Below are 13675 nucleotides of genomic sequence, written 5' to 3'. Positions count from 1 at the left end.
GCGCTCTACTGGTTCGAAGCCTGCGCTACCGGCTGCTGCTGGCTGGCCAGCAGATTGCGCACCGTGCTGCGCAGCAACCCCGGCTCGACTGGCTTTTGCATCACCGTCGCCGCCAGATCGCGGAAGGCGTCATAGACCTCCAGATCGCGGGTGCGCCCGCTGAGAAATATGATCGGCGTCCCGGCAATGGCCGGATTCTCGCCAAACCGATGGGCCAGTTCCAACCCGCCCATATCCGGCATGGAGATATCACTGATGATCAGGTCAGGCTTGAGATCATCGACCACCGCCAGCGCGTCGCGGGCGTTCAGGCAGGAGACAAAGCTCAGCGACCTGTCGTCGGAAAAGATCATCTTGACCAGTTCCAGAACGATCGGGTCGTCGTCGATATGTAGAATGCGGGACGTCATCAAAGCACCTTACGACGGTTAAGCTTTTGCAAACCTATTCGGACTATGTGGCGGATATAAGGCTTTGGCCTCAGAAACCAGCCCCCCGGGGCGGTGTCTGGCCGCGGCATTTGCCCACCCCATAAAAAAGCCCCCGCAGCGTCACTGCGGGGGCTTTTGTTCTTCAATGCGGTGCTGCGATCAATCGCGGCTCTCGTCGTCACCGACCGGCGTGTTGAACACATCGCCACCGACGATGTCGTCCTCCACAGAGGCTTCCGGGGCGGCCAGACGGGCGGCGGCTTCGGCCTCTTCGCGGCGCGCTTCGATCACGACGTTGTCGCGGTCTGTCGCCACTTTGCGCATCGCCTGCGTCGCGCCACCGGTCCCGGCGGGGATCAGACGGCCCACGATGACGTTCTCTTTCAGACCGACCAGCTTGTCCCGCTTGCCCTGAACCGAGGCTTCGGTCAGCACGCGCGTGGTTTCTTGGAAGGAGGCGGCCGAGATGAAGCTGCGGGTTTGCAGCGACGCCTTGGTGATGCCCAAGAGGATCGGTTCGCCCTTGGCGGGGCGGCCACCCTTCTTGAGCGCCTTCTCGTTAGCCTGATCGAACTCCTGCTTGTCGACGTGTTCACCCTTGAGCAGCGTGGTGTCGCCGCTTTCTTGGATTTCCCACTTCTGCAGCATCTGACGGACGATGACTTCGATGTGTTTGTCGTTAATCTTCACACCCTGCAGGCGGTAAACGTCCTGCACCTCGTCAATCATATACTCGGCCAAGGCTTCAACGCCCATGATCGCGAGGATGTCGTGCGGCGCGGGGTTGCCGTCCATGATGTAGTCACCCTTCTGCACGAAGTCGCCTTCGGCCACGGGGATGTGTTTCCCCTTGGGCACCATGTATTCAACCTTCACGTCCGGATCATCCGAGCTTTCAATCGCGATGCGGCGCTTGTTCTTGTAGTCCTTGCCAAAGCGGACATAGCCGTCGATTTCCGCGATGATGGCGTGGTCTTTGGGGCGACGTGCCTCAAAGAGTTCGGCCACACGCGGCAGACCACCGGTAATGTCCTTGGTCTTGGCACCTTCACGCGGGATACGCGCGATGATGTCACCGGCCTGAACTTGCGTCTGGTCTTCGACCGAAAGAACCGCATCGACCGACATCGGATAGGTCACCGGGTTGCCCGCATCGTTGCGGACCGGTTCGCCATCTTCACCCACCAAGATGATCTCGGGCTTGAGCTCGTTGCCCTTGGGGGCCGCGCGCCAGTCGATCACGATCTTCTGGGTCATGCCGGTAGCTTCGTCGGTGTCTTCCTTGACCGCGATGCCCGACACCAGGTCGACGTATTTGGTCGTACCGGGTTTCTCGGCGATGATCGGCAGGGTGTAAGGGTCCCATTCGAACAGCTTGTCACCGCGCGCCACGTCGTCGCCTTCTTTGACGTGCAGCTTGGTGCCGTAGCCGATCTTGTGGCTGGCCCGCTCCTCACCATTCTCATCGACGATCAACAGCTTCATGTTCCGGCCCATGACGAGCACTTCACCGGCGCTGTTTTCAAGCGTCTGTGCGTTCTCGAAAGCGACCTTGCCCGACTGGCTGGCCTCAAGGAAGGACTGCTGACCACCCTGCGCAACACCGCCGATGTGGAAGGTCCGCATCGTCAGCTGTGTACCGGGTTCACCAATCGACTGGGCCGCGATGATGCCGACGGCCTCACCTTGGTTGACCAGCGTACCGCGTGCGAGGTCACGGCCATAGCACATGGCGCAGACGCCCTCTTCGGCATCACAGGTCAGCGGGCTGCGGATCCGTGCGGACTGCACCCCGGCCTCGTCGATGGCATCCGACATGCGCTCGTCGATCAGCGTCCCCGCCGGGACGAGCACGTCGTCGGTGCCCGGCACGAGGATGTCGTCCGCCGCCACACGGCCCAGCAGACGCTCGGCCAGCGAAGAGACAACCTCACCGTCGTTGACGGCCGCCTCGGCGGTGATCGCGGTTTCGGTGCCGCAGTCATGCTCGCGCACGATGCAGTCTTGCGCCACGTCCACCAGACGGCGTGTCAGGTAACCGGAGTTCGCTGTTTTCAGAGCGGTATCCGACAGACCTTTCCGCGCACCGTGGGTCGAGTTGAAGTACTCGAGAACGGTCAGACCTTCTTTAAAGTTCGAGATAATCGGCGTCTCGATGATGTCGCCGTTCGGCTTCGCCATCAAGCCGCGCATCCCGCCCAGCTGTTTCATCTGCGTGACCGAGCCACGAGCACCGGAGTGAGCCATCATGTAGACCGAGTTCGGCTCTTTCTCGGAACCGTTCTCATGGTGAGTCACGGCGGAGATGGAGCCCATCATCGCCTCGGTTACCTTGTCGTTACACTTCGACCATGCATCGACGACTTTGTTGTACTTTTCACCCTGAGTGATCAGGCCGTCCATATACTGCTGTTCAAAGTCCTTCACCTGCTCGCGGGTTTCTTCAACCAGCGGCCATTTGGTGTCGGGGATCAGCATGTCGTCCTTGCCGAAGGAGATGCCCGCTTTGAAAGCTTCGCGGAAACCCATGGTCATGATCTGGTCACAGAAGATGACCGACTCTTTCTGACCGCAGTAACGGTAGACGGTGTCGATGACCTGCTGCACTTCTTTCTTGCGCAGCAGACGGTTGACCAGATCAAACGGCGCTTTGGCGTTCAGCGGCAGAAGCGCACCAAGACGGATACGACCGGGGGTCGTGTCAAAGCGCATCATCACTTCGTTGCCTTCAGCGTCGATCTGTTTGATCCGCGCCTTGATCTTCGAGTGCAGGTGAACCGCACCGGCGTCGAGGGCGTGCTGCACCTCGTCGACGGAGCCGAAGACCATGCCTTCGCCAACCATACCTTCACGCTCAAGGGTCGTGTAGTAGAGACCCAAGATCATATCCTGCGACGGCACGATAATCGGCGCGCCGTTTGCAGGCGACAGAACGTTGTTCGTGGACATCATCAGAACACGCGCTTCCAACTGGGCTTCCAGCGAGAGCGGGACGTGAACGGCCATCTGGTCACCGTCGAAGTCGGCGTTGAAGGCCGAGCAGACCAGCGGGTGCAGCTGGATCGCCTTGCCTTCGATCAGGACGGGTTCAAACGCCTGAATGCCCAGACGGTGCAGTGTCGGCGCGCGGTTGAGCATGACGGGGTGCTCACGGATCACCTCATCCAGAATGTCCCAAACCTCAGGGCGCTCTTTCTCGACCAACTTCTTCGCCTGCTTCACGGTGGAGGACAGACCTTTGGCCTCAAGCCGCGAGTAGATGAACGGCTTGAAGAGCTCCAAGGCCATCTTCTTGGGCAGACCACATTGGTGCAGTTTCAACTCCGGGCCGGTCACGATGACCGAACGGCCCGAGAAATCAACGCGCTTACCCAAAAGGTTCTGACGGAAGCGACCCTGCTTACCTTTCAGCATGTCCGACAGCGACTTCAGCGGGCGCTTGTTGGCACCGGTGATGACGCGGCCACGGCGGCCGTTGTCGAAGAGTGCGTCGACGGATTCCTGCAGCATCCGCTTTTCGTTGCGCACGATGATGTCGGGCGCGCGCAGCTCAATCAGGCGCTTCAAACGGTTGTTCCGGTTGATCACGCGGCGGTACAGGTCGTTCAGGTCGGAGGTCGCGAAGCGGCCACCGTCCAGCGGCACCAGCGGGCGCAGCTCAGGCGGAATAACCGGGATCACGGTCATGACCATCCACTCCGGGCGGTTGCCGGACTCAAGGAAGCTCTCGACCACTTTCAGACGCTTGATGATCTTCTTGGGCTTCAGCTCGCCTGTCGCCTCTTTCAGATCGGCACGCAGGTTCTCGGCTTCGGCTTCAAGGTCGATCGCCGCCAGCATTTCGCGGATCGCTTCGGCGCCGATGTTGGCGGTGAAAGCGTCCATGCCGTAAGCGTCTTGCGCGTCCATATATTCTTCTTCGGTCATCATCTGACCGTATTGAAGATCGGTGAGGCCCGGCTCGATCACGACGTAGTTCTCGAAGTAGAGCACGCGCTCGAGGTCACGCAGGGTCATGTCCAGCATCAGGCCGATGCGCGAGGGCAGCGACTTGAGGAACCAGATGTGCGCCACCGGCGAGGCCAGCTCGATGTGGCCCATACGCTCACGGCGGACCTTTTGCAGCGTGACTTCCACACCGCATTTCTCGCAGACGACGCCGCGATACTTCATGCGCTTATATTTGCCGCAGAGGCATTCGTAGTCTTTGATCGGGCCAAAGATACGCGCGCAGAACAGGCCGTCACGCTCAGGCTTGAACGTACGGTAATTGATGGTTTCCGGCTTTTTGATCTCGCCGAAGGACCAGCTCAGGATCCGCTCGGGGGAGGCCAAAGAGACCTTAATTTCGTCAAACGCTTTTTGCGGCGTCAGCGGGTTGAACGGGTTGTTTGTCAGTTCCTGGTTCATTTTCAAATCCTTGAAAGGGGTGCGTTAGGAGGGAGGGGTGCCGTTTTCTTTGAAAGAAAACGGCACGGAATTTTCAAAAAATTCCGTTTAGACCTCACTCATCCTCCTCCGCATCCAGGAGTTCCATATTCAGGCCGAGGCCGCGCACTTCCTTGACGAGAACGTTAAAGCTCTCCGGAATGCCCGCTTCGAAGTTATCCTCGCCCTTGACGATGCTTTCATAGACCTTGGTCCGGCCCGCGACGTCATCCGACTTGACGGTCAGCATTTCCTGCAGGGTGTAGGCGGCGCCATAGGCTTCCAGAGCCCAGACCTCCATCTCCCCGAAGCGCTGGCCACCGAACTGCGCCTTACCACCCAGCGGCTGCTGTGTGACGAGGGAGTACGGCCCGGTCGAACGCGCGTGGATCTTGTCGTCCACCAGGTGGTGCAGCTTCAGCAGGTACTTCACGCCGACGGTCACCGGACGCGCGAACTGCTCGCCTGTCCGACCATCGAAGAGCACCGACTGACCGGAGGTGTCGAACCCGGCCCGCTTGAGGCTGTCGTTCACGTCCGCTTCCTTGGCGCCGTCGAAGACCGGTGTGGCGATCGGCACGCCGCGGCGTACGTTGTCGGCCGCTTCCAGCAGCGTGTCCTCGTCCATGCCGGTGATGCCTTCTTCGTAGACATCCTCGCCATAGGCCAGCTGCATCGCTTCGCGCACCGGCGTCAGGTCACCCGAGCGGCGGTATTCCTGCAGCGCCTCATCAACGTTCAGGCCCAGACCGCGTGCGGCCCAACCCATATGCGTCTCGAGGATCTGACCGACGTTCATACGCGATGGCACACCCAGCGGGTTGAGGCAGAAATCGACCGGGGTACCATCGGCGAGGAACGGCATGTCCTCCATCGGCACCACTTTCGAGATCACACCCTTGTTCCCGTGACGACCGGCCATCTTGTCGCCCGGCTGCAGCTTGCGCTTCACCGCGACGAAGACCTTGACCATCTTCATCACGCCCGGGGGCAGGTCGTCGCCACGGCGGACCTTCTCGACCTTGTCCTCGAAACGAGCGTCGAGAGTCCGTTTCTGGATTTCGTACTGCTCGTTCAGGGCTTCGACGATCTTCGCGTCATCCTCGTCCTCAAGGGCCAGCTGCCACCACTGACCACGGGTCAGGGTTTCCAGCAGTTCCTCGGTGATCTGGCTGTTCGCCTTCACGCCTTTCGGGCCTTTCACGGCGACCTTGCCGAGGATCATGTCCTTGAGACGCGCGTAAATGTTGCGGTCAAGGATCGCCAACTCGTCGTCCCGGTCACGGGCCAGACGTTCGACTTCCTCACGCTCAATCTGCAGCGCACGTTCGTCTTTCTCAACGCCGTGACGGTTGAAGACACGCACTTCGACGACAGTGCCGAAATCGCCCGGCTTCACCCGCAGCGAGGTGTCGCGCACGTCCGAGGCTTTCTCACCAAAGATGGCGCGCAGAAGCTTTTCTTCCGGCGTCATCGGGCTTTCGCCCTTCGGGGTGATCTTGCCGACGAGGATGTCGCCCGGCTCTACGTCCGCACCGATGTAGACGATGCCCGCTTCGTCGAGATTGCGCAGGGCTTCCTCGCCGACGTTCGGGATGTCGCGGGTGATCTCTTCCGGCCCGAGCTTGGTGTCACGCGCGGCGACTTCGAATTCCTCGATGTGGATCGAGGTGAAGACGTCGTCGCGGGAAATCCGCTCGGAGATCAGGATGGAGTCCTCGTAGTTGTAACCGTTCCACGGCATGAAGGCGACGACGACGTTCTTGCCGAGCGCCAGTTCCCCCATGTCGGTCGACGGACCGTCCGCGATGACCTGACCCTTCGTGACCTTCTCGCCCACTTTCACCAGCGGACGCTGGTTGATGCAGGTGTTCTGGTTCGAGCGCTGGAACTTGCGCATGCGGTAGATGTCCACACCCGCGTCGCCCAGCTCAAGATCCTCGGTGGCCCGGATCACGATACGCGAAGCATCGACTTGGTCGATGATACCCGCGCGGCGTGCCGTGTAGGCCGCCCCGGAATCGCGCGCCACGACCTCTTCGATGCCGGTGCCGACGAGCGGCGCCTCGGCCTGCAGAAGCGGCACGGCCTGACGTTGCATGTTCGAGCCCATGAGAGCGCGGTTGGCGTCGTCGTTTTCAAGGAAGGGGATCAGCGAGGCAGCGACCGAGACCAACTGCTTCGGGCTCACGTCGATCAGGTCCACGTTCTCGGTCGGTGCCAGCGTGTAGTCGCCGGACTGACGGGTCGAGACCATCTCGTTCACGAACTTCATGTCGTCGTCGAGGTTGGCGTTCGCCTGCGCCACGGTGTGACGCATTTCTTCGGTCGCGGACATGTAGTGCACCTCGTCGGTGACCTTGCTGTCCTTCACGACGCGGTAAGGCGTTTCGATGAAGCCGTATTTGTTCACGCGGGCAAAGGTGGCCAGCGAGTTGATCAGACCGATGTTCGGACCTTCCGGCGTTTCAATCGGGCACATCCGGCCATAGTGGGTTGGGTGCACGTCGCGCACTTCAAAGCCCGCACGCTCACGTGTCAGACCGCCCGGCCCAAGTGCCGAAAGGCGACGCTTGTGCGTCACTTCCGACAGCGGGTTGGTTTGGTCCATGAACTGCGACAGCTGCGAGGAGCCGAAGAATTCACGCACCGCCGCCGCGGCAGGCTTGGCGTTGATCAGGTCTTGCGGCATCACGGTGTCGATCTCGACGGAGGACATCCGCTCTTTGATCGCGCGCTCCATGCGCAGCAGGCCGACGCGGTACTGGTTTTCCATCAGCTCGCCGACGGAACGCACACGTCGGTTGCCGAGGTGGTCAATGTCGTCGATGTCGCCGCGGCCATCGCGGAGGTCCACCAGCGCCTTGATGCAGGCGACGATGTCGTCACGGTCCAGCGTGCGCTGCGTGTCGGGCTTGTCGAGCGCCAGACGCATGTTCATTTTCACTCGGCCAACAGCCGAGAGGTCATAGCGTTCGCTATCGAAGAACAGCGTGTCGAAGAGCGCGGAGGCGGCCTCGACGGTGGGCGGCTCGCCCGGGCGCATGACGCGGTAGATGTCCATGAGCGCGGTGTCGCGGTTCATGTTCTTGTCCATCGCGATGGTGTTGCGCATGTAGGGGCCGACGTTGACGTTGTCGATGTCCAGCAGCGGAATTTCGGTGATGCCGGCGTCGATCAGCTCCTTCGCGGTGCCGCCGATCAGCGTGCCGTCCTTGTCGTATTCCAGCGTCAACTCGTCACCGGCCTCGACGTAGATCGCACCGGTTTCCTCGTTGATGATGTCACGCGCGACGAACTTGCCGACGATGTGGTCGAACGGCAGCAGCAGTTCCTTGACCTTGCCTTCGTCCAAGAGCTTCTTGACCGCACGGGGGGTGACTTTCTTGCCGGCCTCGAAGAGGATCTCGCCAGTGTTGGCGTCGATCAGATCGTAGGTCGGACGGGTGCCGCGCACGCGGTCGGGGAAGAAGGGCGCAACCCAACCCTTGTTCTTCTCCAGCTTGAAGGTGACGGTGTTGTAATAGGCATTCATGATGCCTTCTTGGTCCAGCCCCAGGGCGTAGAGCAGGGTCGTTACCGGCAGCTTGCGGCGACGGTCGATGCGGGCATAGACGATGTCCTTGGCGTCGAACTCGAAGTCCAGCCAGGAGCCGCGGTAGGGGATAATGCGGCAGGCGAAGAGCAGCTTGCCCGAGGAGTGGGTCTTGCCCTTGTCGTGGTCAAAGAACACGCCCGGGGAGCGGTGCATCTGGGAGACGATCACACGCTCGGTGCCGTTGACGACGAAGGTGCCGTTCGGGGTCATCAAGGGCATGTCACCCATGAAGACGTCCTGCTCTTTGATGTCCTTGACGGACTTGGCGCCGGTGTCTTCATCCACATCGAACACGATGAGGCGCAGGGTCACTTTCAGCGGCGCGCTATAGGTCATGTCGCGCTGCTGGCATTCTTCAACGTCGTACTTGGGCTTTTCCAGCTCGTACTTGACGTATTCGAGTACCGAAGTCTCGTTAAAGTCCTTGATCGGGAAGACCGACTGGAAAACGCCCGTGATCCCTTCACCATCGGTGGGGGTCTCGGCGTCGCCGGAATTCAGGAACAAATCATAGGAGGATTTCTGAACCTCGATGAGGTTCGGCATTTCCAGCACTTCGCGGATTTTGCCGTAATATTTACGCAGACGTTTCTGGCCAAGGAAGGATTGTGCCATGTGTCGTGTCACCTTTCGTGTCTCTCGCCGAGCGCATCAACCACCGGGGCCGTGGTGCGCGCCCATAAGAGCGGAAAATCCGGGTCAATTCTTGGAATGCGTCCCACTGCACCCCTTCCGACCTTGGACCTCTCCAGAGAAATGCTCCCGCGGGGAACATTCGTCAAAACAGGTCAGGCTGGACAGGAAAATTCCCGTCCAGCCCTTGTTCATGCGTGGTGCGTGAGGACACGCACCTCTGGCTTAGGCCAGCTCGACTTCGGCGCCAGCTGCTTCCAGCTTGCCTTTGATGTCTTCGGCTTCGGCTTTGTCGACGCCTTCTTTGATCTTGCCACCGGCTTCGACCAGGTCTTTGGCTTCTTTCAGGCCGAGACCCGTGATGCCGCGGACTTCCTTGATCACGTTGATCTTGGATGCGCCGGCGTTCTTCAGAACGACGTCGAATTCGGTCTTTTCTTCTTCGGCAGCGCCACCTTCAGCAGGGCCGGCCATCATCACTGCGCCGCCAGCGGCGGGCTCGATGCCGTACTCGTCTTTCAGGATGGTTTTCAGTTCTTGTGCTTCAAGCAGAGTCAGACCAACGATGTCTTCTGCCAGTTTTTTCAGATCAGCCATGTTTAGCTCTTTCCGTTACGATATGTGTGTTCCAACGCGCGTGTTCAACCCGTGCGCCGGTTTGACGATTTGCCTTACGCGGCCGCCTTGTCCTCGATGGTGGACAAGATGGATGCGATGTTGCTTGCAGGTGCGCCAATGGCCCCGGCGATGTTCGAAGCAGGTGCGCCAAGCATGCCCGCGATGGAGGAGATAAGCTCCTCGCGCGAAGGCATTTTCGACACGGCTTCGACACCGGCGGCGTCCAACGCGTTCTCGCCCATTGCGCCGCCGAGGATAACAAGCTTGCTGTTTTCCTTGGCGAACTCCTGAGCAACCTTGGCCGCAGCCACAGGATCCTCAGAGTAGGTCAGAACGGTCATACCCGTCAGAAGGTCAGCAATGCTTTCGCATGGCTTGCCCTCAAGGGCGATCTTGGCGAGCCTGTTTTTGGCAACACGCACGGCCCCACCGGCTGCGCGTGCGCGCGCCCGAAGGTCCTGCATTTCGGCAACTGTCAAACCGACGTAGTGGCTAACCACAACGACGCCAGAGCTTTCAAAGATTTGGCCGAGTTCGTCGACCAACTGTTCTTTTTGTGCTCTATCCACAGTTTCACTCCAAATTTGGGGGTTGCCCCCCGGCTCAGTTCAGGATGCGGTCTTCTGCACCCCATTCGGGTCCAATGTCAGGGTCCCGGCCAAAACCGCCCGAAGGCAGGAATTTCCGGTTTCCCATCTCAGGAAGGAATTATTCAGGCCAAAGCCCAAACCCTCCGTCTCGGACAGACGCGCGGACCGATGTTCCGGTCCTTGCGTATTTGGCGACCGAAGCCGCCAAATCTCGGGTCGTAAGGTGGGAGGCTGGCCCCCACCCCACGGGATCACTCGGCAGTCGCGTTCTCGACAGCGACCGACACGCCCGGGCCCATTGTGGAGCTCAGGTTGATCTTTTTCATATAGGTGCCCTTGGCACCGGCCGGCTTGGCTTTGGACACGGCGCCGACGAAGGCACGGATGTTCTCAACCAGCTTTGCTTCGTCGAAGGACAGTTTGCCAACGCCTGCGTGGACGACACCGCCCTTTTCGGCTTTGAACTGCACTTCGCCACCCTTGGCCGCTTTCACGGCGTCAGCGACGTCCATGGTCACGGTGCCAACCTTGGGGTTCGGCATCAGGTTGCGCGGGCCGAGCACTTTACCCAGACGGCCAACGATCGGCATCATGTCGGGTGTCGCGATGCAACGATCAAAGTCGATCTTGCCGGACTGCACGGTCTCCATCAGGTCTTCTGCGCCAACGATATCTGCGCCCGCCTTTTCGGCTTCTTCAGCTTTCGCGCCACGGGCGAAGACGGCAACGCGCATGGTTTTGCCGGTGCCGTTGGGCAGGCCGACAACACCGCGGACCATCTGGTCCGCGTGACGCGGGTCAACACCGAGGTTCATCGCGATCTCGATGGTTTCGTCGAACTTCGCGGTGGCGTTCGCTTTGATGAGGCTTACCGCTTCTTCAACGGTGATCTCTTCTTTGCCAGCAAAAGCTTCACGGGCGGCGCGGGTGCGTTTTCCAAGTTTTGCCATCTTACTTCACCTCGATGCCCATGGACCGGGCGGAGCCCAGGATGATTTTCATCGCCGCTTCCACGTCGTTCGCGGACAGGTCGGCGGCTTTTGCTTCTGCGATCTCGCGCAGCTGCTTGGTGGTCACGGTGCCGACGGTTTCACGCGAAGGCGTTTTCGCGCCGGAGTTCACCTTGGCAGCTTTTTTCAGGTAGTAGGACGCCGGGGGCGTCTTGATGTCCATGGTGAAGGACTTGTCCTGATAGTAGCTGATCACGGTGGGGCACGGTGCGCCCGGCTCCATGTCTGCGGTCTTGGCGTTGAACGCCTTGCAGAATTCCATGATGTTGATGCCGCGCTGACCGAGGGCGGGGCCCACGGGCGGGGACGGGTTTGCTTGACCCGCTTTAACTTGCAACTTCATCGTACCGACGAGTTTCTTGGCCATTGGCCTTCTCCTTTCAACACCCTTGGGGCGCGCCCCGCGGGTTCTTCGTTGCGTGGTCCGGGCCTAGGCGCCGCGGCGCCCCTTCCCTCCCACAATGACCGGCACCCTCGGGTGCCGGGATGGCGGGGCGAACCCCGCCGCACACTCAGACCTGTTTGTTGACCTGAGTGAATTCCAATTCGACCGGGGTCTCCCGGCCAAAGATCGAGACCGAAACCTTGAGACGCTGGTTCTCGTCGTCGACCTCTTCGATCATGCCGTCGAAATCCTCGAAAGGACCATCGGCGACTTTGACTTTCTCACCGACCTCGAAGTGGATCAGCGTGCGCGGTGCTTCTTCGCCTTCCTGCACGCGACCCAGGATCGCCTGAACCTCGGCATCGCGCATCGGCATCGGGCGGCCCTGCGGGCCAAGGAACCCGGTGACGCGGTTGATCGAGTTGATCAGGTGATAGCCCGCGTCGGACATTTCCATATGCACCAGCACATAGCCGGGCATGAAGCGACGCTCAGTTGTCACCTTCTTGCCGCGCCGGACCTCGATCACCTCTTCGGTGGGCACCAGCACTTCGTCGATCTGGTCTTCAAGTTCCTGCTCGGCCACGGACGCGCGGATCTGCTCGGCGATCTTCTTTTCGAAGTTCGACAGGACACTGACCGAATACCACCGTTTTGCCATCTGAACTCTGGTCCCTGTCTTGCCATGCGGGCTGCCCCGGCATGAAATTCGTCAATTAACGCGAGGAGATACCCCGCAACATCTGAACAAAAAATCGGCGCGCAACTCGAATCGCCGCACGCCCTTTTCAGGTCAGGTCTGCGCAATAGCCCGCGCAGACGCAGGTTTCAAGGGTGTAAAGATAAAATCACCCATGCGGGCGGTGCTCAGCCGAACATCCCAAGGATCTGCTGCAAGCCGCCGCGGATCAGGATATCCACAATTGCAAAGAAAACAGCTGTCAGCGCGGCAAGGATAAAGACCATCACCGTGGTCAGCATCACTTCGCGCTTTGTCGGCCAAACAACCTTTGCAACTTCGGTGCGAACCTGCTGGATGAACTGAAGCGGATTGGTGGTGGCCATGACATCTTTCCCTGTTGCCCGATTGGGCGGATGTAACGGGTCCGCCCCCTAGTTTCAAGACGTCTTCGCGCGCGCCTCAGGCTTCCGGGTCGCGCAGACGATCGAACCGGCGGTCAAGCGCCGCGTCATGCCGCGCTTCAGCCGCCGCCATCTCGCCAAAGTCGGGAAGATACAGCCCGTCGACGGTGCCTTCGGGGAATCGGTCAAGCACGGCGTCCCATTTCATCGCGAAAGCATCCAACCGCGCATGAAGCGCCGCCGCACGCTCGGGCTGCCGCGCGGCATACCAGCGCCCAAGCGCCATCGCCCGTTGCCAAAACCCGTCGTAGCCAAGGGCGAGGAAGACCCCCAACACGACAAACACTGTGACGAATACCACGCCGAACACCAACCAAGGGCGCAGAACCACCGCCAGCGCCAGAAGGCTGAGGATCACCGCCCGGACCGGAGGACGTTTCGCAGTACGCTTACGGCGCGATGGCTTCCTGATATCAACTTCTACGGCCGCCGGCTCCGGCAAGTCCGGAAAAGCTACGCGCCCCGACCGCCGAGGGGCCACCGGGGGCTCTGCCGCGCCCGAACCGGCGCGTGGGTCCGGAGCACCCTCCGCATCAGCCATGACATTACGGATCGCAGACATCGCGGCGGGGTCCAGCTCGGACGAAGAAGGGGCAGCCTTATCAATGGGGGGCGTCATATCAGTCTCTCTACGCAGTTGCGAAAGAGTTACTGATCCATTGCGCCAAGTGAAGGGCGGAAAATAGACAGTTATTGGGCATCACCCTCCCCCCCCCTCAAACGCAAAACCGCCGCAGCTTTGCGCTGCGGCGGTTTTGTTATTCTGATCATCGTAGAGAGATACTGTAGTCTAGGAACTTATTAGGTTTGGCGATGACCTACTCTCCCACGTCTTAAGA

General features: G+C 60.3%; 10 protein-coding genes. All 10 read right to left on the bottom strand.

Annotated elements, in window-relative coordinates:
• Nucleotides 1–5: 5 nt before the first annotated feature.
• On the bottom strand, nucleotides 6–410 hold the full coding sequence (locus ACGYK9_RS09610) for a two-component system response regulator (protein ID WP_067267950.1): 405 nt from the start codon (nucleotides 408–410) through the stop codon (nucleotides 6–8).
• 180 nt (nucleotides 411–590) lie between these two features.
• A complete protein-coding gene (gene rpoC / locus ACGYK9_RS09605) occupies nucleotides 591–4841 on the bottom strand; it encodes a DNA-directed RNA polymerase subunit beta' (protein ID WP_394410776.1) in 4251 nt (1416 codons plus the stop codon).
• A 94-nt stretch (nucleotides 4842–4935) separates the two neighbouring features.
• On the bottom strand, nucleotides 4936–9072 hold the full coding sequence (gene rpoB / locus ACGYK9_RS09600; protein WP_394410779.1) for a DNA-directed RNA polymerase subunit beta: 4137 nt from the start codon (nucleotides 9070–9072) through the stop codon (nucleotides 4936–4938).
• Between the two features lie 243 nt (nucleotides 9073–9315).
• Complete coding sequence (rplL, locus tag ACGYK9_RS09595; RefSeq protein WP_067267945.1) at nucleotides 9316–9687, bottom strand: 50S ribosomal protein L7/L12; 372 nt, start codon at nucleotides 9685–9687, stop codon at nucleotides 9316–9318.
• Between the two features lie 74 nt (nucleotides 9688–9761).
• Nucleotides 9762–10277: a 50S ribosomal protein L10 gene (rplJ, locus tag ACGYK9_RS09590; protein ID WP_067267943.1), complete on the bottom strand. Its 516-nt coding sequence runs from the start codon at nucleotides 10275–10277 to the stop codon at nucleotides 9762–9764.
• Nucleotides 10278–10549: 272 nt separating this feature from the next.
• Nucleotides 10550–11248 (bottom strand): 50S ribosomal protein L1, encoded by a 699-nt coding sequence (rplA, locus tag ACGYK9_RS09585; RefSeq protein ID WP_168612833.1) that lies wholly within the window; start codon nucleotides 11246–11248, stop codon nucleotides 10550–10552.
• A 1-nt stretch (nucleotide 11249) separates the two neighbouring features.
• The gene (gene rplK, locus ACGYK9_RS09580) at nucleotides 11250–11675 is read right to left on the bottom strand and encodes a 50S ribosomal protein L11 (protein WP_067622128.1); all 426 of its coding nucleotides are present in this window, start codon (nucleotides 11673–11675) and stop codon (nucleotides 11250–11252) included.
• A 145-nt stretch (nucleotides 11676–11820) separates the two neighbouring features.
• Nucleotides 11821–12354: a transcription termination/antitermination protein NusG gene (nusG, locus tag ACGYK9_RS09575; RefSeq protein WP_067264099.1), complete on the bottom strand. Its 534-nt coding sequence runs from the start codon at nucleotides 12352–12354 to the stop codon at nucleotides 11821–11823.
• Nucleotides 12355–12560: 206 nt separating this feature from the next.
• A complete protein-coding gene (gene secE / locus ACGYK9_RS09570) occupies nucleotides 12561–12758 on the bottom strand; it encodes a preprotein translocase subunit SecE (protein ID WP_007118815.1) in 198 nt (65 codons plus the stop codon).
• A 76-nt stretch (nucleotides 12759–12834) separates the two neighbouring features.
• Nucleotides 12835–13194 (bottom strand): hypothetical protein, encoded by a 360-nt coding sequence (locus ACGYK9_RS09565; protein WP_394410784.1) that lies wholly within the window; start codon nucleotides 13192–13194, stop codon nucleotides 12835–12837.
• Between the last annotated feature and the right edge of the window lie 481 nt (nucleotides 13195–13675).

The sequence above is a fragment of the Sulfitobacter sp. 1A15258 genome (assembly GCF_043557045.1).
GTDB classification, from domain to species: domain Bacteria; phylum Pseudomonadota; class Alphaproteobacteria; order Rhodobacterales; family Rhodobacteraceae; genus Sulfitobacter; species Sulfitobacter faviae.
Note: the sequence above shows the minus strand (reverse complement) of the source record. Positions and strands in the feature narration are given on the sequence as shown.

Excerpts from the sequence above, each read along its gene's own strand:
- nusG (WP_067264099.1), bottom strand. The coding sequence starts at position 12,354 with ATGGCAAAACGGTGGTATTCGGTCAGTGTCCTGTCGAACTTCGAAAAG.
- rplK (WP_067622128.1), bottom strand. The coding sequence starts at position 11,675 with ATGGCCAAGAAACTCGTCGGTACGATGAAGTTGCAAGTTAAAGCGGGT.
- secE (WP_007118815.1), bottom strand. The coding sequence starts at position 12,758 with ATGGCCACCACCAATCCGCTTCAGTTCATCCAGCAGGTTCGCACCGAA.
- rplA (WP_168612833.1), bottom strand. The coding sequence starts at position 11,248 with ATGGCAAAACTTGGAAAACGCACCCGCGCCGCCCGTGAAGCTTTTGCT.
- rpoC (WP_394410776.1), bottom strand. The coding sequence starts at position 4,841 with ATGAACCAGGAACTGACAAACAACCCGTTCAACCCGCTGACGCCGCAA.
- rplL (WP_067267945.1), bottom strand. The coding sequence starts at position 9,687 with ATGGCTGATCTGAAAAAACTGGCAGAAGACATCGTTGGTCTGACTCTG.
- ACGYK9_RS09610 (WP_067267950.1), bottom strand. The coding sequence starts at position 410 with ATGACGTCCCGCATTCTACATATCGACGACGACCCGATCGTTCTGGAA.
- rpoB (WP_394410779.1), bottom strand. The coding sequence starts at position 9,072 with ATGGCACAATCCTTCCTTGGCCAGAAACGTCTGCGTAAATATTACGGC.